Genomic DNA, 21,504 nt, shown 5'->3' with positions numbered 1-21,504 from the left:
GGAACTGCTGCCCGGGTTTTCGTAATATTATACTAGAATATTACCACAAATGATAGTCCCGCCTGTATTTTTCTCTATCCATATCTTTCCAGCCTTTCATTGGCAGGATGTCTGTCATTTTTCTGCGGTGCAGAGGTTTACCAGAATCTCAGACACCTGCCGTATTTCCGGGATGCTGCAGTATTCGCTGCAGCTGTGCACCTGGTTCATGGAGGTGGCGATTACCAGCCCTTCGATTCCGTGCTGAGCAAACACATTGTTGTCGCTTCCCCCGAAGGTTTTCTCGAATTCTGGCTCAAGGCCTGTTTTTTCCACTGCTTTCCTGTAATTTTCTGCAGCTTTTCCGCCAAGATCCGTCTCATATGCAATAATATTCAGCTTTTCTTCCCATTCAAGCGCTGCTCTGGCCTTCTCTGCCTCTTCCTGGAAAATCTCATGGTACTCCTTAAGAAGCTTCATGGCAATCTCATGATTCAGACTGCGGATCTCCCCTTTCGCCGTGCAGGCTTCTGGTACAATGTTGGTTCCTGTTCCCCCTGCAAAAACACCGATGTTGGCAGTTGTATTTTCATCGATCCTGCCCTGGGGAAGTCTGGCGATGGCTTTGGCTGCTGCCTGGATGCTGTTGATTCCTTTTTCCGGGTAAAATCCGGCGTGGGCAGCCTTTCCCTTTACAGAGGCAGAAAAAGAAATTAAAGTTGGGGCAGCGTAAGCGGCTGCTCCGATTTTGCCGCTAAGATCCAAAGCGTAAGCCCCTTTGGAGCGGACTTTGCTGTAATCGAAAGCATTTGCTCCTTTGCAGTACAGCTCTTCCCCGGTTGTGATCAAAATCTCCACCGTCCTGTGAGGAATGTTCTTCTCTTTCAGATAGCGGACTGCCTCATAGATTGCGGTAACACCGGCAAGGTCGTCTGCACCAAGGACTGTAGTTCCGTTGCTTGTCACAGTTCCGTCCGGGTGAAACACCGCTTTTTTGTTCCGGGAAGGCTCTACTGTATCCATATGCACGCCAAGAAGCAAAGGTTCTGATCCAGCCTCCCCTTCCAGCCGGGCAAAAAGATTGCCTGCATTGGACCCTGTTGCCTCTCCGGTCTGGTCCTCCTCCAGCTCTACGCCGATTTCTCCAAATAATTTCTTCAGGTAGTCTGCCATCTCCCGTTCCTTTAAGGATGGGGAATCAATGGATACCAGTTTGCCAAATACTTCTGCTATTTTCTCATTTTCTCTCATAATCGCAATTGCAAAAAACAGCTGCGCGATACAGCTGTTTTATTCTCCTTTTTGAAATTTTCAGGTGTTCGTTTAAATCATGTACTCCGGCTGTGCCATAATATTCATCTTTCGGAAAAATTCCTGGGTACGCGGGTTCGTCGGGTGGTCGAATACTTCCTTCGGTGTTCCGTCCTCCACCACATGTCCCTTATCCAGGAAAATCACACGGTTGGATACATGACGGATAAAGTTCATCTCATGGGATACCAGAAGCATAGTGTAGCCCTGTGCTGCAACCTTGCGGATGACGTCCAGCACCTCGCCAACCAGCTCCGGATCCAGTGCGGAGGTAGGCTCATCCAGAAGAAGGATCTGCGGCTTCATTGCAAGGGCTCTTGCCAGCGCAACTCTCTGCTGCTGTCCGCCCGACAAATGCTTGGGATAATGATTTGCCCAGGGTGCCATGCCTACCAGCTTCAGCTGCTCGATGGCAATCTCTCTGGCCTGCGCCTTTGACATCTTCTTTACCACGATCAGACCTTCCATTACATTCTCAAGAGCTGTTTTTTTCTCAAAAAGATTAAAGCGCTGGAATACCATTCCTGTATTCTGTCTCAGATATAAAAGGTCTTTTGGCTTTTTCTCGGAAAGATCAATGGTTTTATCCCCGATGGTCACAGTGCCCCGTTCCGGTGTTTCCAGGCGGTTCACGCAGCGAAGAAGGGTGGATTTACCGGTTCCGGAAGGACCAATGATTCCCACTACATCGCCTTTTTTGATATCTAGGCTGATGTCATCCAGGACAACATTATCATTAAATTTTTTTGACAAATGATCAATTTTTATCATGGGTTGCGTCCTCCTCGGCAAAATTTACCAGCTCCACCTGATCCGGAATACGAATCTTATTTTCAATTATACGGATCAGCTGCTCAATAATCAAGGTAATTACCCAGTAAATAATAGCAAGTGATACGTAAACCTCGAAATAGCGGTATGTTTTTCCTGCAATAATCTGGCCCTGTGCGGTAATCTCCACAACTGCGCAGGTGAAGGCCAGTGATGTTCCTTTGATAATGCTGATCAGGGCATTTCCCAGTGTAGGAAGCGCTACCTCAAAAGCTTCCGGAAGAATGATCCTGCGAAGTGCCTGCGGATAAGTCATTCCAAGTGCGTGGGCGGCTTCAATCTGTCCATTGTCTACGGACTGAAGTGCGGAACGGATGATCTCTGCCATAAAGCCAGCCTGATTCAGTCCAAGTGCGATCATTGCATAGGCAATTCCAGGAATGTCTGCCACTGCAAGGTTGGTGCCGAATTTCTGGTTGATGGCTTTGAAAAACATTGGGATTCCAAAGAATGCCACATACAGCTGTACGATTACAGGAGTTCCTCGAAGGAGAGAAATCAGAAGGTTGGTAAGCTGTGTCAGTACCTTGATCTTATGCATTTTTATGATCGCCATCACAAGTCCTAAGATCAGCCCCAGAAGCATGGAAAGCAATGCCAGCTCCAAAGTGATTGGTAATTTTCCCAGCAATTCCGGGATCGATGTGAATACCAGTGATACGTCAAATAATTTTCCCATGATTTTTCTCCTACAAGTTCAGTTTCTATAAATATTTTTCTACAAGCACACAGGTAAATCCAAAAGGTCCCGGCGCATTCTTCGGTCTGGAAGGCTCCTGCTTCGGCTTCTCTTCCTGTTTATGATGCTTGTCGTATACGGACGGGTCCACATCCGGGTTCAGCTGATAACCCAGCTTTTCATAGAAACCAGCAGCACGGTCCTGGCTGCTGATCACGATGTGGTTTACTCCGTACTCTTTTAACCAGTTCTCTGCTTCCTGGATCAGGATTCTGCCGTAACCGCCTTTTTGTTTTCCCCGGACGACGCAGACACGTTCGATCTTGCCGATCTTCTCGTCTGGAAAAGCGATTCGGCAGCCTGCCACTGGCTTGTGATCCTCAATCAGGATCACAGCCTGCAGGTCCTCTTCCTTTTCGTCATGGGAAAATTCCAGCTCTATGGGAATGCTCTGTCCCACGCAGAAGGCATCTGTCCTCACGTAATCATAAGCTTTGTATTTCCAGGTCTCTGCCCCTTTTTCTATGCGATAAATTTCCACCATGATCGTTCTCCTTGCATCTCTGATTTAGTTGATTGTCTCTTCGAAGTATTTCTCGTCCGGGCTTGTGTCTTTTCCAAGATATTTCTCGGTGATCTCAGCTAAGGTGCCGTCCTCTTTCATTTCCTTCAGCACTGCGTCCACATCCTCGCGAAGAGCTGCGCCCTCCTCATTTTTTCCAAAGAGAAAATAGGTGTTGTTCTGTGGGAAAAGGAATTCCTGTGTTTCGTCGTCAATTGGATTTGGAACCAGCTGTCCCTCCAGTCCAAAGTTTGGAAGAAGGTTGTCGATCAGCGGGCCATCGTCAATGGCAACGTCTGTAACACCGTCTACAATGTTCTGGTAACGAACCTGGAAATTGGTGTTGTCGTAAACGATCTCGATCTGATGATCCGGGTTCTCCTCATTCCATTGCTCCAGTGCATTGGCTGTCAGGCTTCCGGCTGTCAGCTCGATCTTGTAGCCTCTGTCTGCCAGATCCTGAAGGGAGGTCAGCGGCTCATCATCTGCCCGCTGAATGTACTCATTAAAACTTGTCTTATATGGGAAAGAGAAGTAATAGGATTCTGCTCTCTCGTCTGTGTAGCCGTAATTGTTGATTGCAATGTCATACTGGCCGCTGATTACGCCCTGTAGTGCATCTGCTGTATCAATCTGAAGCTCATACTGAGGAAGACGGTTAAAAACCTCTTTCACAATGTCAATATCAACTCCTGTCAGTTCATTGTCATCTCCTACATAAAAGTAAGGAGCCAGGGAACCGCTTGTAACACCTTTGATCACCTTTACGTCGGAATCTGCAAATACGCTGACTGCACCGCCTGTAAGGCTTGCTGCTGTCACACCTGCCAGTAAAACTGCTGTTAATCTATTAAATCTTTTCATAATCTCTATCCTCTCTCGTAAATTTTTTGCCTGATTCTCATAAAAGTCCCTTCAGCGGGTTAATGGATGCGTCCACGGATAAGGTTCCATTCTTCGGATTTCTGTCTTCCCATTTCGGGCTGTTCCAGATAGTCTTGGAAATGGGGCCTGCGTAATCCTCGTAGGTCTCTCCTTCCGGATGGCGAAGGAATAACTCATCTGGTGTTTTGCTTAATTTTCTTCTCTCGCCGTCGTCTGCCCAAAGCTTTTCGAAATCAACTTTTGAAAGGATTCTGTCGTTGTATCCACGGAAAAGAACCTCTCCTAATTTCTTTCTGGGGCCGTCTAATGCAAGTACCTGCGGATCGCTTCCGTGGCGGAATGCCGGGATTGCGTAGAGCTCTCTTAAGTAGCCCCAGATGTTTTTGTAATCACGGATTGGCTTTTTCACCGGACCGATGTTATGGAAATAGCTTACATCCCAGCGTACCAGGGTAACATAAACGCGGACATCGCTGTCTGTAATGTAATCTCCGAAAAGGAAACGGTTTGTTTCCAGTCTCTTATCCAGCTTCTCAAGTGATTCATAAAAATCTTCATATGCTTCATCATAAGCCTCCGGTGACTGGCAGAATGCCATGCGGTAATGTCCGTTGTTTACATGTGGGAAAAGCCAGTCGTTAAATTCATCGATTTCTTTACGGAATTTCTTCGGGTACAGGTCCGGCGCATCCTTTGGCTGGAAGGGACGGAACTGAACTTCAATGTAGTTTGTAAGACGATGATAATCGTTGTTTACTGCTTTCTTTTCTTTGATGTCTACCAGAGTTGGGGTGGTAGCTCTTCCTTTGAAATCCGAATTGGCTCTTTTGTAAAACTCGCTTAAGAAGTAAGCGCCTGTCTTGGGATCCTTGAATCCTGGCTGATCTCCAAATGCATGTCCGTAGCGGTTAGTCTCGCCGGAATGAGTCACTCTGGTATCTGAGATCACATCCTGAAGTCCAAGAAGATCTCTTACAATGATCGGTCTGTTTGACCAGTTGCATCCGGTTGCCCAGTAGATTCCGTAACGGTTTGCCTCTGCTTTCAGGTCTCCCTCTTCATCACCGAATGGCTGGATAAAAGCGTTTGGCTGTCTGATAAATGCGCCTCTCTCATCGATTTCTACTAAAGTTTCATTTGGTCTTGGATCAACTCCAACTTCTTTCGCAAACTGCTCTGCAAGTGCATCTGTATATTTTACTTCTTCCTTAATTTCCTCTGCTGGTGAAAAACTGCATCCGCATCCACTCATTTTATTTTCCTCCGAATTGTCTGATTTTCTAAAAATGGGTACAAAAATAGCAGGTCCCATATCCGAATCCCTGCTTCAAAAAACTTCTTTGTTCTTATATAGCATCAACGCATATGTATGTAAATCTGTTCTATTTTCTTTCTGTCTTCATGGAGCCGCAACAACAGCAACAACACATAACCTCTTTTTCCATCTTCATGCTGCAACACATCTTCGCGGTTCTAATTGATACTGTCATATTGGTTTCTCCTTTCCTAGTAACTCGATATGTTTTATATATTTCTCTTGATGTTGCTTATTATAAAACAGAACTTCACCATATGCAACCACTAAATAGCGTTTTGGAAATCGCAGTTTTATAGAGCTAGTTATAGCTTTACGCTATAGCAGGTGGTATTTTTGGGCACACTTCAGCTGTAAAAAGGCAAAAAAATCCCCCAGAGCAACATTTCTGTCACCCTGAGGGATCCTAATTCATTTATTCTTCACTGTCGTCAGCGGAGTCAACCTCTTCATCATCGAATGCATCCTCATCCTCTGCGTCTTCCGGAGTTTCACTGATCTCCAGATCTTCAGAATCTTCCGCTACATCAAGCATGTCCTGATCGTCATCCATCTCGTCGAATTCGATTTCTTCCGGCTCCTCCGGCATTCCTGTATCAAGCTCTACATCGCTGTAGCACTTCATACCTGTACCAGCAGGAATCAGTTTACCGATGATAACGTTCTCTTTCAGACCGATCAGATGGTCAACCTTACCCTTGATCGCAGCTTCAGTCAGAACCTTAGTGGTCTCCTGGAAGGAAGCAGCTGACAGGAAGGAATCGGTTGCAAGAGACGCCTTGGTGATACCAAGCATTCCCTGTTTTCCAACTGCAGGACGTAAGCCCTCAGCTTCCAGTTTCTCATTTACTTCCTCATACTCAAGGAAGTCAACAAGTGTTCCTGGCAGGAACTCGGAGTCTCCGTTGTCCTCGATGCGGATCTTCTTCAGCATCTGGTGAACGATAACCTCGATATGCTTATCGTTGATCTCAACACCCTGGAGACGGTATACACGCTGAACCTCACGAAGCATGTAATCCTGAACGGCACGAACACCCTTGATTCTAAGGATATCATGCGGGTTTACACTACCTTCGGTAAGCTCATCACCAGCTTCCATAACCTGTCCGTCCATGATCTTGATACGGGAACCGTATGGGATCAGGTAGGTCTTGGATTCTCCAGACTCCGGATCTGTTACGATGATCTCCCTCTTCTTCTTGGTGTCGTTGATTGTAGCAACACCAGGAATCTCAGTGATAACGGCAAGTCCTTTCGGCTTTCTTGCCTCGAAAAGCTCCTCGACACGAGGAAGACCCTGCGTGATATCTCCACCGGCAACACCACCAGTATGGAAAGTACGCATGGTCAGCTGTGTACCAGGCTCACCGATAGACTGTGCTGCGATAATACCGATGGATTCACCAACCTGTACCGGTTCTCCGGTAGCCATGTTGGCACCATAACATTTCGCACACACACCCACCTTGCACTTACAGCTAAGGATGGTACGGATCTTAACCTGCTCTACAGCACCTCCGGTAATGTTGTCCACGCCCTCTTTCATGATACGTGCGGCACGCTTCGGAGTAATCATATGGTTTGCTTTTACAAGGATTTCACCTTCTTTATTCTTAATGGTCTCGCAGGAGAAACGGCCTGTGATACGATCCTGAAGGCTCTCGATCTCCTCCTTGCCATCCATGAAACCTTTTACATACATACCGGAAATCTCGGATCTGTTCTCACAGCAGTCCATCTCACGTACGATCAGGTCCTGAGATACGTCAACAAGACGTCTTGTCAGGTAACCGGAATCGGCTGTACGAAGAGCAGTATCGGAAAGTCCTTTACGAGCTCCATGAGCGGACATGAAGTATTCCAGTACGTCCAGACCTTCACGGAAGTTTGACTTGATAGGAAGCTCGATTGTATGTCCGGTTGTATCGGCCATCAATCCACGCATACCAGCAAGCTGTTTGATCTGCTTATCAGATCCACGGGCACCGGAGTCAGCCATCATGAAGATGTTGTTGTACTTATCAAGTCCTGACAGAAGTGCGTGAGTAAGCTCATCATCAGTCTTCTTCCATGTATCAACAACCTCTTTGTAACGCTCTTCCTCGGTAATAAGACCACGTTTGTAGTTCTTGGTAATCTTGTCTACAGTATCCTGGGCAGCTTTAATCATCTGCGGCTTCTGCGGCGGCACGGTCATATCAGAAATAGATACAGTCATGGCAGCTCTTGTAGAATACTTGTAACCCATAGCCTTGATAGCATCCAGAACCTCAGCGGTCTTGGTTGCTCCGTGAGTGTTAATAACTTTTTCAAGAATCTGTTTCAGCTGTTTCTTACCAACCAGGAAGTCAACCTCAAGAAGAAGCTCATTTCCCGGAATGCTTCTGTCAACAAATCCAAGATCCTGCGGAAGGATCTCATTGAACAGGAAACGTCCCAGTGTAGACTGTACATTGCCTGTGAAAGTGCTTCCATCCGGCATTACCTTGCTGGTACGTACAAGAATCTTGGACTGCAGGGTAATTACCTGGTTCTCATATGCCAGAATTGCCTCGTTTACGCTCTTGAAGAACTTGCCTTCACCCTTATTTCCAGGTCTTTCCTGGGTCAGATAATAGATACCAAGGACCATATCCTGTGAAGGAACGGCTACCGGGCCACCATCGGAAGGTTTCAGAAGGTTGTTCGGAGACAGAAGCAGGAAACGGCACTCTGCCTGTGCTTCCTGGGAAAGCGGAAGATGGACAGCCATCTGGTCACCATCGAAGTCAGCGTTGAAAGCGGTACAAACAAGCGGATGAAGCTTAATCGCCTTACCTTCTACAAGGATCGGCTCGAACGCCTGGATACCCAGACGATGCAGTGTAGGTGCACGGTTCAGCATAACCGGATGCTCTTTGATAACATCTTCGAGAACATCCCATACAGCTGGCTCAAGCTTCTCTACCATCTTCTTGGCATTCTTAATATTGTGAGAGGTACCGTTTGCTACCAGCTCTTTCATTACGAAAGGCTTGAACAGCTCGATTGCCATCTCTTTCGGAAGACCGCACTGATAAATCTTCAGCTCAGGTCCAACGACGATAACGGAACGTCCGGAGTAGTCAACACGCTTACCAAGAAGGTTCTGACGGAAACGTCCGGATTTACCTTTCAGCATATCGGAAAGGGATTTCAGGGCTCTGTTTCCAGGACCTGTTACCGGGCGGCCGCGGCGGCCATTGTCGATCAGGGCATCAACTGCTTCCTGAAGCATACGTTTCTCATTGCGGACAATGATATCCGGAGCACCAAGCTCAAGAAGTCTCTTCAGACGATTGTTACGATTAATGATTCTTCTGTACAGGTCATTCAGGTCAGATGTTGCGAAACGTCCGCCATCCAGCTGTACCATAGGACGAAGATCCGGCGGGATTACAGGAACAACGTCAAGGATCATCCACTCAGGACGGTTGCCTGACTCACGGAAGGACTCAACAACCTCAAGACGTTTGATGATTCTTGCACGCTTCTGGCCTGTTGCCTTAACCAGCTCTGCCTTTAATTCAGCGGAATCCTTCTCAAGGTCGATTGCCATAAGGAGCTCCTTGATGGCCTCAGCACCCATGCCCACACGGAAGTTGTTTCCGTAGGACTCACGGGCATCCTGATACTCTCTCTCAGTCAGGATCTGCTTGTACTGGAGTCCGGAATCAGCCGGATCCAGTACGATATAGTTTGCAAAGTAAAGGACTTTCTCCAGTGTTCTTGGAGTCAGATCCAGGATAAGTCCCATACGGGACGGAATACCCTTGAAATACCAGATATGGGAAACAGGAGCAGCAAGCTCAATGTGACCCATACGCTCTCTACGAACGGAAGCCTTGGTAACCTCAACGCCGCATCGGTCGCAGACAACACCTTTATAACGGATTTTCTTATATTTACCACAGTGGCACTCCCAGTCCTTGCTCGGTCCGAAAATTCTTTCACAGAAAAGTCCGTCTTTCTCCGGTTTCAAGGTACGGTAGTTGATGGTTTCCGGTTTTAAAACCTCACCTCTTGACCACTCTCTGATCTTTTCCGGGGACGCCAGTCCGATTTTAATGGCATCAAAAGTCATTGGCTGATATGTTTCATTGGTATTGGTTGATTCTGCCATGTATTCTTTTCCCCTTTCTACTCTTCGATATCATCGTAGGAATCGTCGATTTCGGATTCATAATCCTCATCTTCGTCCTCGTCCACATCAACAAGCTCCTCACCGTCAAACTCCTGCTTGGTGTAGCCGTGTTTGCTGAAGGATTCCTGGTCTCTGTGTCCTCTGGAATCTCCCTCGATAACTGCTCGAAGGTCGGTTTCGCCGTAATCTACATTCTCCATGATCTGAACTTCTGTCTGATCATCCTTGAGTACGCGCACATCCAGGGCCAGGGACTGAAGCTCTTTAAGAAGTACCTTAAAGGATTCCGGAATACCAGGCTCAGGAATATTGTCACCCTTGATGATTGCTTCATAAGTCTTCACACGACCGACAACATCATCGGATTTAACTGTCAGGATTTCCTGGAGTGTATAGGATGCACCATATGCCTCCAGAGCCCAAACCTCCATCTCTCCGAAACGCTGTCCACCGAACTGGGCTTTACCACCCAGAGGCTGCTGTGTAACCAGAGAGTAAGGACCTGTGGAACGGGCATGGATCTTATCATCAACCAGATGATGCAGCTTCAGGTAATGCATGTGTCCGATTGTGGTCGGGCCATCGAAGAACTCTCCGGTACGTCCGTCACGGAGCTGAACCTTACCGTCTCTGGAGATCGGAACTCCCTTCCACAGTGCTCTGTGGGCTTTGTTCTCATCCAGATACTGCATTACATCAGGTGCCAGAATATCTTTGTATTTCTCACGGAACTCCTCAAAGTCCTCTGTATTTACATAGTCATTTGCAAGTTCCAGTGTATCCTGGATATCATTCTCGTTTGCACCATCGAATACCGGTGTGGAAATGTTAAAGCCAAGTGCCTTGGCAGCAAGGCTTAAGTGGATCTCCAGGACCTGTCCGATGTTCATACGGGAAGGTACACCCAGAGGATTCAGCACGATATCCAGCGGACGGCCGTTCGGAAGGAATGGCATATCCTCAACCGGAAGTACTCGGGAAACGACACCCTTATTACCATGACGACCAGCCATCTTATCACCAACGGAGATCTTTCTCTTCTGTGCGATGTAAATACGTACAGACTGATTTACTCCAGGAGACAGCTCGTCACCATTTTCTCTTGTGAATACCTTGGCATCTACAACGATACCGTACTCACCATGAGGTACCTTAAGGGAAGTATCACGAACCTCACGTGCCTTCTCACCGAAGATTGCACGAAGAAGTCTCTCTTCTGCTGTAAGCTCAGTCTCTCCCTTAGGAGTTACCTTACCTACCAGGATATCCCCTGCACGAACCTCTGCACCGATACGGATGATTCCGCGCTCATCAAGATCCTTGAGTGCGTCATCACCAACGCCTGGAACATCACGGGTGATCTCTTCCGGTCCCAGCTTGGTATCACGTGCTTCTGCTTCATATTCTTCAATGTGAACAGATGTGTAAACATCGTTCTGAACAAGTTTCTCACTTAAAAGTACCGCATCCTCGTAGTTATAACCTTCCCAGGTCATAAATCCGATCAGAGGGTTCTTACCAAGGGCAAGCTCTCCCTGAGAGGTAGACGGACCATCTGCAATAACATCTCCTGCTTCAACGTGCTCGCCCTGATTTACGATCGGACGCTGGTTGTAGCAGTTGCTCTGGTTACTGCGCATGAATTTGGTAAGATGATAATCATCCTTTGTTCCGTCATCATTCTTGATACTGATATCAGTAGATGTGGAACGAAGTACAGTACCGGACTTTCTTGCAACGATGCAGACACCGGAGTCAACAGCTGTCTTGGCTTCCATTCCTGTACCAACAACCGGTGCCTCTGTAGTAAGAAGCGGAACGGCCTGACGCTGCATGTTGGATCCCATCAGCGCACGGTTCGCATCGTCGTTCTGAAGGAATGGGATCAGGGCTGTAGCTACAGAGAATACCATCTTAGGAGATACGTCCATGTAATCAAACATCTGACGCTCATACTCCTGAGTCTCTTCGCGGAAACGACCGGAAACGTTCTTACGAACGAAATGTCCCTCTGCGTCAAGTGCCTCATTCGCCTGTGCTACATGGTAGTTATCCTCTTCATCTGCTGTCATGTAAACAACTTCGTCGGTTACACGCGGATTCATAGGATCTGTCTTATCAATCTTACGGTAAGGTGCCTCAACAAATCCGTACTGATTCAGCTTTGCATAGGATGCAAGGGAGTTGATCAGACCGATGTTCGGTCCCTCAGGAGTCTCGATCGGGCACATTCTTCCGTAATGGGAATAGTGAACGTCTCGAACCTCGAATCCGGCTCTGTCTCGTGACAGACCGCCAGGTCCAAGTGCGGAAAGACGTCTCTTATGGGTCAGCTCACCAAGCGGGTTATTCTGATCCATGAACTGTGACAGCTGGGAAGATCCAAAGAACTCTTTTACAGCAGCTGTAACAGGTTTGATATTGATCAGGGACTGCGGGGAAATGCTCTCCACATCCTGTGTTGTCATTCTCTCACGAACCACACGCTCAAGTCTGGAAAGACCGATACGGTACTGGTTCTGAAGCAGCTCACCCACCGCACGGATACGACGGTTTCCTAAGTGGTCGATATCGTCGTCATTTCCAATGCCGTATTCCAGATGCATATTGTAGTTAATGGAGGCAAAAATGTCTTCTCTTGTAATATGCTTCGGAATCAGATCATGGATATCTCTGCGGATAGCAGCAATTCTGTCCTCAAGTGTGTCATTTTCTTCCAGAATTTTTTCGAGTACAGGGTAGTATACTAACTCTGTAACACCAAGCTCTTCCAGGTTCTCGATTTCTGGCAGATAGTGATGCATGTCTACCATTAAGTTGGAAAGAACTTTAATTCTGCGGTCTTCTTCACCCTGGATCCATACAAATGGAACTGCAGCGTTCTGAATGGCATCAGCCAGTTCTCTGGTCACGATCTGGCCAGCCTCTGCCAGGATCTCGCCTGTAGAGCCTTCCACCACATCATCAGCCAGTTTGTGGCCAACAATTCGTTTATTAAAATGAAGCTTTTTATTAAATTTATAACGTCCGACCTTGGCAAGATCATATCTTCTCGGATCAAAGAACATCGCATTGATCAGGCTCTCTGCGCTCTCAACTGCAAGCGGCTCGCCTGGACGGATTTTCTTATACAGCTCAAGAAGACCTTCTTCATAATTTGTAGAAGTATCTTTTGTAAAACTTGCAAGGATCTTCGGCTCTTCACCAAACAGATCGATGATCTCTGCATTGGAGCCAACACCAAGTGCACGGATCAGTACAGTGATCGGAACCTTTCTGGTTCTGTCCACACGTACATAGAACACATCATTGGAGTCAGTCTCATATTCCAGCCATGCTCCTCTGTTAGGAATTACTGTACAGGAAAACAGTCTTTTACCGATTTTATCGTGTGCAATGGCATAATAGATTCCAGGGGAACGTACTAACTGGCTGACAATAACACGCTCAGCACCGTTAATAACGAAGGTTCCTGTCGCAGTCATAATCGGCAGGTCTCCCATGAAAATCTCGTGTTCGTTGATCTCTTCTGTTTCCTTGTTAATCAGTCTCACTCGAACCTTCAAAGGTGCGGCATAAGTTACGTCACGTTCTTTACACTGCTCGATGGTATATTTAGCATCTTTTTCATCAAATGTGAAGCCGATGAACTCGAGACTGAGCTTTCCGCCGTAGTCTGCGATTGGAGAAATATCATCGAACACTTCATTCAATCCTTCGTCGAGAAACCACTGGTAAGAATCCTTCTGGACCTCGATCAAATTCGGCATTTCCAGGACTTCTTTTTGTCTCTGGTAGCTCATTCGCATGCTTTTTCCAGTTTTTACAGAACGAATTCTGTTTTTTTCCATTGACGTTTCACCCCTGTTTTATTTTATTTATTACAACATCAGCCAGCCCTGCTTACTAAGCATAGTAGGCATATCTTGCCATAATATAGCATTCTTCACTATAGCACAACAAAAAAAGCCTGTCAAGCACTTTTCCTGTTGTTTTTTTAATTTATTTCAATTTGAAGCAGTCTTTATAATACTTTCTGCTCTGTGTAGGAACGGTTTCCATATTTATCTGTCAGCAGCAACAGAAGCACGGTTCCTTTTTTCTGTTTTGGAATGGAGACACTGTATCTTCCTCTGGAAGTAACATTGCCCTGTCCGATCCTTTTGTTTCCGGATTTTGTCACAACATATACAGTAAGCCTTCTGCCTCCTGCTGCCGTTCCGGTAATTCTTGCGGTGTTTCTGGTGATTCTTGCGGATGCTGGAAGCCTTACCAGAACAGAACCTGTACTGTTCCTGGAATAGACGGCATAGGAACTTCCATTATTCCGCAGCCGGTTTTGCTGATTGCCTGAAATCCTGGACTGGACGATCCGCAGACCGCAGTTCCCGTTTCCTGTGATCGTATTTCCATAAAGGGATTTTAGCTGACTGGAGATCACCTGTACTCCATAGCGTTTTACAGTAGTTACGTTATTAGATTTTATATCAGTATCGCCAATATTTTTCAGGTATATTCCGTCTAGTCTGCAGTCAGATACCTTATTGGATATCACCTGACATTTCTTGCTGTCCAGAACCACAATTCCGCTTTTATTGTTGACACCAACATCATTTTTGCTGATTACAGTACCTGTACTTCCCGTTCCAATGTAGATTCCATCATTTAAAGTGTTATTTATAATATTTCCCGTAATTTTATTGTCTGTTGAAGCAGCATTCAATGTCCTGCCGCCGTTATTAGCACATATTCCATTCCCCTTGCAGTCACCAATCTTATTACTGCTTATCACATTTCCAGATGATCCGGCCAAATAAATTCCCGTGATAGAAAAGGAACTGGCATGCACTAATGAAATCCGGTTTTTGTTTACCACACAATTATCTGCAAGATACATGTAAATTGCATTGCCTACATCAGAAACTAAATTGTTCTCTACCGTAACATTTGTTACTTTATAGATTCCTTCTGGTATACCAGCTGCATTCGCATTCACTTTACTGCCCTGTATTTGGATTCCATATCCCTTCCAGCTTTTTCCATTAATTTTATCTGTATTAGAAATAAATATCCGATTATTTTTCACAGAAATATTGGATGAATACTGATTTCCAGCAGTTCCCGGCGCTGCGTCAGGTGCCAGATGGGTATTGGGCGTATACATGCTGCATACAAGTACTCCGCCGCCTACATGTTCCATCGTGTTGTCTTCCACTGCGGAGTCCACATAGTTCAAGCACCATACCGCACGCTTGCGGATGTTTCGGAAAGTGTTATTGCGGATCTGGATGTTTCGATACGGACGGTCGTAAACCATGCTGTGGCTTCCCACGCCTGCAAAAACATCCTCGAAAGTATTATTCTCAATCAGCACATTTTCACAGACAGCACCGTCGAACGGCTGATATCTTGGGAAAATATAGTCCAGGCAGGCATCCAGCTGAATACATTCCTGTCCGCCGCCCTCATAATCTTTCCAGTAGCCACGGAAGGTGCAGCCGGTCACTACAGCATCCTTCACACCTGCAAGTTCAAGGAAATGAGACTTCAGGTTGTTAAGAAAGGTGACATTCTTCACGGTTATATTGGTAGCATGTCCAATACGGAAGCCAACGAAACCGCCTGGATTCTCCTTGCCTTCTACATTCTGATAGTTCAGATCCCAGGTTCCGCCATCAATGGTAACATTCCGATAGCCATTATAGCCGCCATCAGAAAGCACTTCTTCCCCAAGCCGGAGAATAATGTGCTTGTTGGTGCTGCTCTTCGTGATAACTGCACCCTGGGCATAAAGAGTCATATTGCTGTACAGATGAATGGTATTGGAAATATAATAATTTCCCGGAGGAATGATCACTTTACAGGGAGACACATCTGTAGCACGCTGCCCCATAAATTTCAAAACAAGGTTCAGCACATTGGTGATATCAGTTCCATCCTGGACATCCAGGGTAACCTCTGTGGCATCTGCCGGAATTTTGGCAAGAATTTCTGCTTCCTCTTCGGAAAGATCGGCAGCCTGTACTTCTGCCTGTGCCTCATCCGAGCTTCCATCTGTGAATGCCATCTCGTCACTGCTGCCGCTGAAAAAAGCAGCCTCACTTTGCTGTTCTTCTGAATCAGATCCAAAGCTTGCCTCAGCTTCTTCTCCGCTTTCCGGCAGCATCTCCGGATCATCTGTGTCATCCGGAACCTGCACTTTCTCAGTTCCGTCTGTGTAAAAACTATCACTTTCAGTCGTATCGGAAAACTCAGCTGCAATTTCCGGTGCCTCTGCATAAGCAGCTCCGCTGCAGCCCAGTTCCAATGACAATCCCAACAGAATTCCAGCCACAAGTCTCTTCATATTCATCCTCCTGCCTTAAATCATCATAGTCTTTCCCTGCAGGATCCTTTATGTAAAAAAGAAATATCATCTGTTTCCCTTTTACATAAAGGATCCTCGCTGACAAAATCCTTTGCAAAAAAAATCCCCGCAGTTGCCTGCAAACAGACTTCTGCGGGGAGCTTGGTTCGCTTAAATTATTTAAGAGTAACTTTAGCGCCTTCAGCCTCAAGTTTAGCTTTGATGTCCTCAGCCTCAGCTTTGGAAGCGCCCTCTTTAACTGCTTTAGGAGCACCATCAACAACTTCTTTAGCTTCTTTAAGACCTAAGCCTGTGATCTCACGAACAACTTTGATAACTTTAACTTTGTTAGGACCTACTTCTGTAAGCTCTACGTCAAACTCATCTTTCTCCTCTGCTGCCTCAGCTGCACCAGCTGCTGCTACAACAACGCCTGCTGCTGCGGATACACCGAACTCTTCCTCGCAAGCTTTTACTAAATCATTTAACTCTAATACAGATAACTCTTTGATTGCTTCGATAAACTCAGCTGTTGTTAACTTTGCCATTATAATTTTCCTCCATTTTTAAAATTTTTGTGGAATCAATGATTCGATTCAGCGGCAGATTCTTAAATTATTCTGCTGCTGGAGCCTCTGCTGCACCCTCGCCCTGCTGTTCTGCAATCTGATTAAGCACACGAGCAAAGTTGGTGATAGGAGACTGGATACTTCCAAGCAGTTTGCCGAGAAGTTCTTCTCTGGACGGGATCTGGGACAGAGCCTGGATTCCTGCCTGATCGTTGTAGTTACCCTCAACAATACCTGCAACTAATTCAAGTGCCGGATACTGTTTTGCAAATTTAGCAAGGATTCTTGCAGGAGCAGTAGCGTCTGTTGCAGAAATTGCAATAGCGTTTGTTCCATGTAAGTGCTTGTCAAGATCTGCACATGGAGTACCTTCAAATGCACGACGCATTAAAGTGTTCTTGTAAACCTTGTACTGTACGCCGGACTCTCTTAACTCTTTACGTAAAATAGTATCCTGCTCAACTGTAAGACCGCTGTAGTCAACCAGTACGACTGCCTGTGCGTCTTTAATGTTGTTTGCGATTTCTTCTACGATTGGCTGTTTCAGTTCTACTTTTGCCATGAAATGGTACACCTCCTTATAAAATTTGATATACCGCCAAAAAAAGCCTTGCTGTAAGACAGCAAGGCTTAACGTAATTCTTACTTAAGAATACTTAGTCCTCGGTAGGCGTTTTAATCCTTATGCCTTACGGCACCTACTGTCTTCGGCAGCGTTCTGTAATAAAATACCATGTTCGTTTTTATTTGTCAATAGGTAATTTCATTTTTTTACATTTGTTTTCTTACTACCCGATATTCATCTCCCATGCGGAAATATGGACAATCGTGATTGGTTCCGGTAACAAAGCGGTACATCTCATCTTCATCCAGATTCATCTCACAGGTATAGCACTCATAATCGTCATCATAAGAATAATTTACACAGTACTCGCAGTTTACTCCCTGCTTGTTCTTCATTATTTATAAAACCTGCCTTTCTACAGGAATTTCATTATTCGGGAAAATTAGAGCATGTTTGAAAAAGGCTCTAGAGCGTGTTTGAAAAAGGCTTTCTGCAAGATGTGCGTCACAATTTGTGGGAGATTTTGTCCGGATGAGGGCGCCGTAGCGGGCTACGGCAACTGAATTCGGGCAAAATATACCGCAAAGTGGGGCGTGCAGATTGCGGGAATGATTTTTCAAACAGGCTCTAAGGCTTCCCCCGAATCCATTTGGCGTTTTCGCTTTCGTCAGCTTCCTGGGAGCATATCCGGCCATGACAAAATTTCTCTGGCAATAATATTCTCATAATCACCCTCTATATCCTGGCTCCGTCCTGCTTCATAGATATTGGTCTCAGCGCCCCATACCCGGTCCTCATATTCCCATACATGGAATTTCAGTCCCCGGAAAAGGAAATCGAGGCTTCCGCAGCCGTCTGTCTCTGTATATTCATATTTAATGTTTTTCTTCTTTAATGCATCCTGTACGATCTGCAGCCGCATTTTGCACACCTCACTTTTCGTCATTCTTCTCTACAGTTCCGTTATCAACATGGATACGGTTCTTGCCTGTTTTCTTTGAAACATACATTGCATGGTCCGCAGACAGATACAGGTTTTCGTAATCCTGTCCTGCTGCAGGATAAGCCGCAGCACCAACACTGATGGTAAAATGCGGTTCCTCCTTGGAGGCCGCCAGCACATCCAGAATCTCAGCGCCCTTTGCTTCCGCATCTGCAGCGAATTCTGTATCCGTCATGAATACAATGAATTCATCACCGCCAAGCCTTCCCACAATATCATCCTTGCGGAAATTCTCTTTCAGAATCTTCACAAGATTGATCAGCGCCAAATCTCCCATGGCATGTCCCATAGTATCATTAACTGTCTTGAAATCATCAATATCGATCATGAACAGATAGCCTTTGCAGTTTTTGTTCTGCATAAGCTCACCAATCTTCGCTTCTGCGGATTTACGGTTGAGAGCTCCGGTCAGACCATCTATCGAAGCTTTTTCCAGCAAATCCTGTTCCTTGGTCATTTCATCCTGCACATCCGAAATCTTGCCAAGGAATACCTGGGGAGTACCAAGACGTCCGCGTACCAATCGGCCCATCCAGCGAACCCAGCGATAGTTGCCATTCTTATCCTTAAAGCGGATTACGAAATCGTCAATCTCATCTTTCTTATCTCCGATAGTGGAAAGAAGATTCTTTACCTTCTCTACATCATCCGGATGTACCATTGCAAAATCAGTGTCATTCTCAAATGGACGTATCTGGCCAATTTCCTTCAATCCAAACAAGGTGGTTATATTCGGAGTAAATACCAGTGTCTTATCCAGACAGTCGTATTCAAAAAGTACCGTGTCGGAAAACTCAGACAGAATATCGTATCGCGCCTGCCCCTTCATTGCACGCTTCTGTTGCTTCATATACAAGCGGCCAATCAGAATGATTATAATTGACATACAACCAAACAATGTTACTATTAAAGCACGATTTCCGTTAATAAGCATTGTTCTGTAATTTTTTATTTTATTGGAGCGATAGCCTGATACCAGAATACAATCTCTGTCTTCCAGTTTAGACGCCGCCAGATAAATATCTGATTTCTCTAATTCGGAAAATAAATACGGCTGTCCGAAAGTAAGATTTGCAAGGATATCTTCTATTTCCTCAATATCTTTGTCTTTGATCCGAATAGACCTCAATTCCGTGTCTACTGTATATTCGATATCAAAAATCTTCATATCGCCAGCCAGAATCACACCTTTAGAGTCACATAGGTAATGGAACACCCTGTTTTTATCCTGTTTAATCATTTCCCAGGCTTTCTCTAAACCAGCAGTTTCTCCCTGATCATCACAAAAAGCCTCTATTTCTGATAATGCCTCTGAATGAGCGGACAATAGAGTTTCTTCCATTAGTTCGGAAAAAACCCTCTCAGTTTTCTGACGATATCTTTTCATGAGGAACGTAGTCAAAAAAACCATCACCAGCAAACAAATTAAGACTATAAAAAACCATTGCCTTTTCGTTCTATATTCAGAATTATCTTTCATGCTTTTTTCCATATAATGACATCCAATCCTAATTAAAAGCTTTTATTTAAGTATAAATCTTGCACATAGCTCTGTCAAGTTAACCTTATATTACCTGTGAACAGTTACAAAACGTCACATACTTAGAGCCATTATCTATGGGCTGAAGTCATAGGATTCCATTTTCCGCTTAAATAGTGTCCTGCAAATAATATAAACAGCAGCAAATTATGCCCAATCATGCATCCCCAGGCAGAAATCAGTCCCATTCCCAGCATATGAATGCAGACAAATGTTCCCAAAATCCGAACTCCCCACATACCAACTACATTGAATACAAACGGCGTCACGGTTTTTCCCACACCTTGCATCATTCCTTCTATAACAATAGGAACTCCGTAAAATGGCTCGGAAACAGCAACCATACGAAGTACTGTACTTCCCAGACTAATAATCTGATCATCTGATGAAAAAAGCCTGATCAATACTGGTGCAAAAATGAACAAAAGCCCGCCTGAAACAACCATTAGTCCGATTTCTAATGGCATGATTGCTCTTGCAAGTCCGCTTAGCTTCTTATTATCATTAGCACCTAAAGCGTTTCCTGCCAGAGTGGCTGCAGCTGTCTGCATTCCCCAACCTGGGATGTAGAATGCTGATTCAACTGTATTTGCAATCGTGTGAGCCGCAGTTGCAGTTTCGCCAAGTGAATTAATCATAGATGCAAACGCTACGTAGCCAAGAGATGTTGCAAAGCGCTGAAACATATTTGGAACTGCCACTTTCAGACATGGCTTAAGAACTACCTTATCCAGCTTAAAGCTCTGTCCTTTTGGCGAGATATCCGGGTGTTTCCATAATTTAATTGTAATGGCTATACCGCCAATGGTATATGCAATTGCACTTGCTGCAGCAGCGCCCTGAACGCCCCATCCAGCACCTGGGATTAACACATTTTTTCCACCGATGGAAACCGTCCTTGTGGAATATATGAGGAAATAATTCAGCACAATGTTGATAACATTAAATGCAACACCTACCTGCATAGGAGTTTTGGTATCACCCACAGCCCTGAGAACTGTTCCAAAAATAATATTTGCAGTTCTAAATAGCATTGGGGAATATAAAATCAAAAAATAGCTGGATGCCATTCTTCGTATAGAAGGATCTACCTGCATCCATACTGGCACTTTGCTGCTAAGTCCGATCGTCAGAAGTGTAAATAAAATTCCTACAATCAGAACTGTGATTACAGCCTGTGCAGAAGCTTTCTTAGCTTGCTGTTTTTTTCCAGCTCCCATTGACTGAGAAATGTATGCCAAAAATCCTACACTAATTGCAGAAATAGTACTGCCGATCAGCCAATTGACTGTGCTGGTAGCACCTACAGCCGCAGTAGCGCGAGTTCCAAGTACACCAACCATTCCTGTATCCATGTACTGCACAGCAGTCTGCATAAGCTGCTCTAGCATAGTTGGCCATGCCAGAGAGAAAATAATTGGCAGCATTTCCTTTGTGTCTTCATCTGTCCTTTTTAGTTTGTTTCTACTAAATTTCATCTGGTTTCTTCCTGTTTACTATTTTTCAAATCTTTACCAATCTATAAAAAAATCCAGGTAACAAAAAAACGATAACCAACCGGCTACCGTTTAAGTCCTGTACCTTCAAAACTACATACATGCTGTATCCTCTTCGGAATCTTTTCGAATCATTTCTCAACCTTGCGAATAAATCGGAAGTTCCATCTCACTTCGTTCGATGGAACGACCTGTGCGCTTTGCGCTCAGGTCAAGCCCTCACCCTATTAGTAGCAGTCAGCTCCGTGCGTTGCCGCA

The 21,504-nt window shown here is 45.3% G+C and carries 15 protein-coding genes, 2 pseudogenes and 1 other annotated feature; of the genes and pseudogenes, 1 reads left to right on the top strand and 16 read right to left on the bottom strand.

The annotated features are described in order from the left end of the window. Positions 1-114: 114 nt before the first annotated feature. From DWZ38_RS19575 to DWZ38_RS23685, 13 genes and pseudogenes are all read right to left on the bottom strand, one after another. Positions 115-1,230 carry a M20/M25/M40 family metallo-hydrolase gene (locus DWZ38_RS19575; protein ID WP_243000406.1) on the bottom strand — a complete coding sequence of 372 codons (1,116 nt, stop codon included), beginning with the start codon at positions 1,228-1,230 and terminating at the stop codon, positions 115-117. Positions 1,231-1,302: 72 nt separating this feature from the next. Beyond that, positions 1,303-2,061: an amino acid ABC transporter ATP-binding protein gene (locus DWZ38_RS19570; protein WP_021924465.1), complete on the bottom strand. Its 759-nt coding sequence runs from the start codon at positions 2,059-2,061 to the stop codon at positions 1,303-1,305. Beyond that, on the bottom strand, positions 2,048-2,800 hold the full coding sequence (locus tag DWZ38_RS19565) for an amino acid ABC transporter permease (RefSeq protein ID WP_117854818.1): 753 nt from the start codon (positions 2,798-2,800) through the stop codon (positions 2,048-2,050). The genes DWZ38_RS19570 and DWZ38_RS19565 overlap by 14 nt, the downstream gene beginning before the upstream one ends. Positions 2,801-2,825: 25 nt before the next feature. Next, the gene (locus DWZ38_RS19560) at positions 2,826-3,344 is read right to left on the bottom strand and encodes a GNAT family N-acetyltransferase (protein WP_207661335.1); all 519 of its coding nucleotides are present in this window, start codon (positions 3,342-3,344) and stop codon (positions 2,826-2,828) included. 24 nt (positions 3,345-3,368) lie between these two features. Next, on the bottom strand, positions 3,369-4,226 hold the full coding sequence (locus DWZ38_RS19555; RefSeq protein WP_117854815.1) for a transporter substrate-binding domain-containing protein: 858 nt from the start codon (positions 4,224-4,226) through the stop codon (positions 3,369-3,371). Positions 4,227-4,263: 37 nt separating this feature from the next. Beyond that, positions 4,264-5,499, bottom strand: coding sequence for a glutathione S-transferase C-terminal domain-containing protein (locus DWZ38_RS19550; protein WP_117854869.1), 1,236 nt, complete (start codon positions 5,497-5,499; stop codon positions 4,264-4,266). Positions 5,500-5,977: 478 nt separating this feature from the next. After that, on the bottom strand, positions 5,978-9,706 hold the full coding sequence (rpoC, locus tag DWZ38_RS19545) for a DNA-directed RNA polymerase subunit beta' (RefSeq protein WP_117854812.1): 3,729 nt from the start codon (positions 9,704-9,706) through the stop codon (positions 5,978-5,980). Between the two features lie 17 nt (positions 9,707-9,723). Next, positions 9,724-13,578, bottom strand: a complete 3,855-nt coding sequence (locus tag DWZ38_RS19540; protein WP_117854809.1) for a DNA-directed RNA polymerase subunit beta — start codon at positions 13,576-13,578, stop codon at positions 9,724-9,726. A 173-nt stretch (positions 13,579-13,751) separates the two neighbouring features. Next, a complete protein-coding gene (locus DWZ38_RS19535; protein ID WP_178105388.1) occupies positions 13,752-16,073 on the bottom strand; it encodes a right-handed parallel beta-helix repeat-containing protein in 2,322 nt (773 codons plus the stop codon). Between the two features lie 176 nt (positions 16,074-16,249). Next, the gene (gene rplL / locus DWZ38_RS19530) at positions 16,250-16,621 is read right to left on the bottom strand and encodes a 50S ribosomal protein L7/L12 (protein WP_117854804.1); all 372 of its coding nucleotides are present in this window, start codon (positions 16,619-16,621) and stop codon (positions 16,250-16,252) included. A gap of 67 nt (positions 16,622-16,688) precedes the next feature. Next, on the bottom strand, positions 16,689-17,204 hold the full coding sequence (gene rplJ / locus DWZ38_RS19525; RefSeq protein WP_117854801.1) for a 50S ribosomal protein L10: 516 nt from the start codon (positions 17,202-17,204) through the stop codon (positions 16,689-16,691). 30 nt (positions 17,205-17,234) lie between these two features. Continuing rightward, positions 17,235-17,371 (bottom strand) — a sequence feature (ribosomal protein L10 leader region). A gap of 42 nt (positions 17,372-17,413) precedes the next feature. Beyond that, a complete protein-coding gene (locus tag DWZ38_RS19520) occupies positions 17,414-17,602 on the bottom strand; it encodes a DUF6472 family protein (RefSeq protein ID WP_021924909.1) in 189 nt (62 codons plus the stop codon). 3 nt (positions 17,603-17,605) lie between these two features. After that, positions 17,606-17,767: pseudogene (locus DWZ38_RS23685) on the bottom strand (DUF6783 domain-containing protein); the annotation flags it as partial. Here DWZ38_RS23685 and DWZ38_RS23680 point away from each other — a divergent pair. Then, positions 17,705-17,935 (top strand): annotated as a pseudogene (locus DWZ38_RS23680) (DUF6783 domain-containing protein). The pseudogenes DWZ38_RS23685 and DWZ38_RS23680 overlap by 63 nt on opposite strands. On the opposite strand, the gene DWZ38_RS19510 reads toward DWZ38_RS23680, so the two are convergent. The 3 genes from DWZ38_RS19510 to DWZ38_RS19500 all read right to left on the bottom strand — a co-directional run bounded on the left by DWZ38_RS19510 (position 17,875) and on the right by DWZ38_RS19500 (position 21,228). After that, positions 17,875-18,153: a kinase gene (locus DWZ38_RS19510; protein ID WP_243000405.1), complete on the bottom strand. Its 279-nt coding sequence runs from the start codon at positions 18,151-18,153 to the stop codon at positions 17,875-17,877. The pseudogene DWZ38_RS23680 and the gene DWZ38_RS19510 sit on opposite strands and share 61 nt — an antisense overlap. Then, positions 18,140-19,552, bottom strand: a complete 1,413-nt coding sequence (locus DWZ38_RS19505) for a sensor domain-containing diguanylate cyclase (RefSeq protein WP_178105387.1) — start codon at positions 19,550-19,552, stop codon at positions 18,140-18,142. The genes DWZ38_RS19510 and DWZ38_RS19505 overlap by 14 nt, the downstream gene beginning before the upstream one ends. Positions 19,553-19,821: 269 nt before the next feature. Beyond that, positions 19,822-21,228 carry an MATE family efflux transporter gene (locus DWZ38_RS19500; protein WP_243000404.1) on the bottom strand — a complete coding sequence of 469 codons (1,407 nt, stop codon included), beginning with the start codon at positions 21,226-21,228 and terminating at the stop codon, positions 19,822-19,824. Positions 21,229-21,504 lie beyond the last annotated feature (276 nt).

Source organism: Ruminococcus sp. AF31-8BH, assembly GCF_003460605.1.
Classification (GTDB): Bacteria; Bacillota; Clostridia; order Lachnospirales; family Lachnospiraceae; genus Blautia_A; species Blautia_A acetigignens.
This window is presented reverse-complemented; position numbering and strand designations above follow the sequence as displayed.

Coding starts and splice junctions, on each gene's coding strand:
- DWZ38_RS19575 (WP_243000406.1), bottom strand. CDS start 1,230: ATGAGAGAAAATGAGAAAATAGCAGAAGTATTTGGCAAACTGGTATCC.
- DWZ38_RS19570 (WP_021924465.1), bottom strand. CDS start 2,061: ATGATAAAAATTGATCATTTGTCAAAAAAATTTAATGATAATGTTGTC.
- DWZ38_RS19565 (WP_117854818.1), bottom strand. CDS start 2,800: ATGGGAAAATTATTTGACGTATCACTGGTATTCACATCGATCCCGGAA.
- DWZ38_RS19560 (WP_207661335.1), bottom strand. CDS start 3,344: ATGGTGGAAATTTATCGCATAGAAAAAGGGGCAGAGACCTGGAAATAC.
- DWZ38_RS19555 (WP_117854815.1), bottom strand. CDS start 4,226: ATGAAAAGATTTAATAGATTAACAGCAGTTTTACTGGCAGGTGTGACA.
- DWZ38_RS19550 (WP_117854869.1), bottom strand. CDS start 5,499: ATGAGTGGATGCGGATGCAGTTTTTCACCAGCAGAGGAAATTAAGGAA.
- rpoC (WP_117854812.1), bottom strand. CDS start 9,706: ATGGCAGAATCAACCAATACCAATGAAACATATCAGCCAATGACTTTT.
- DWZ38_RS19540 (WP_117854809.1), bottom strand. CDS start 13,578: ATGGAAAAAAACAGAATTCGTTCTGTAAAAACTGGAAAAAGCATGCGA.
- DWZ38_RS19535 (WP_178105388.1), bottom strand. CDS start 16,073: ATGAAGAGACTTGTGGCTGGAATTCTGTTGGGATTGTCATTGGAACTG.
- rplL (WP_117854804.1), bottom strand. CDS start 16,621: ATGGCAAAGTTAACAACAGCTGAGTTTATCGAAGCAATCAAAGAGTTA.
- rplJ (WP_117854801.1), bottom strand. CDS start 17,204: ATGGCAAAAGTAGAACTGAAACAGCCAATCGTAGAAGAAATCGCAAAC.
- DWZ38_RS19520 (WP_021924909.1), bottom strand. CDS start 17,602: ATGAAGAACAAGCAGGGAGTAAACTGCGAGTACTGTGTAAATTATTCT.
- DWZ38_RS19510 (WP_243000405.1), bottom strand. CDS start 18,153: ATGACGAAAAGTGAGGTGTGCAAAATGCGGCTGCAGATCGTACAGGAT.
- DWZ38_RS19505 (WP_178105387.1), bottom strand. CDS start 19,552: ATGGAAGAAACTCTATTGTCCGCTCATTCAGAGGCATTATCAGAAATA.
- DWZ38_RS19500 (WP_243000404.1), bottom strand. CDS start 21,228: ATGAAATTTAGTAGAAACAAACTAAAAAGGACAGATGAAGACACAAAG.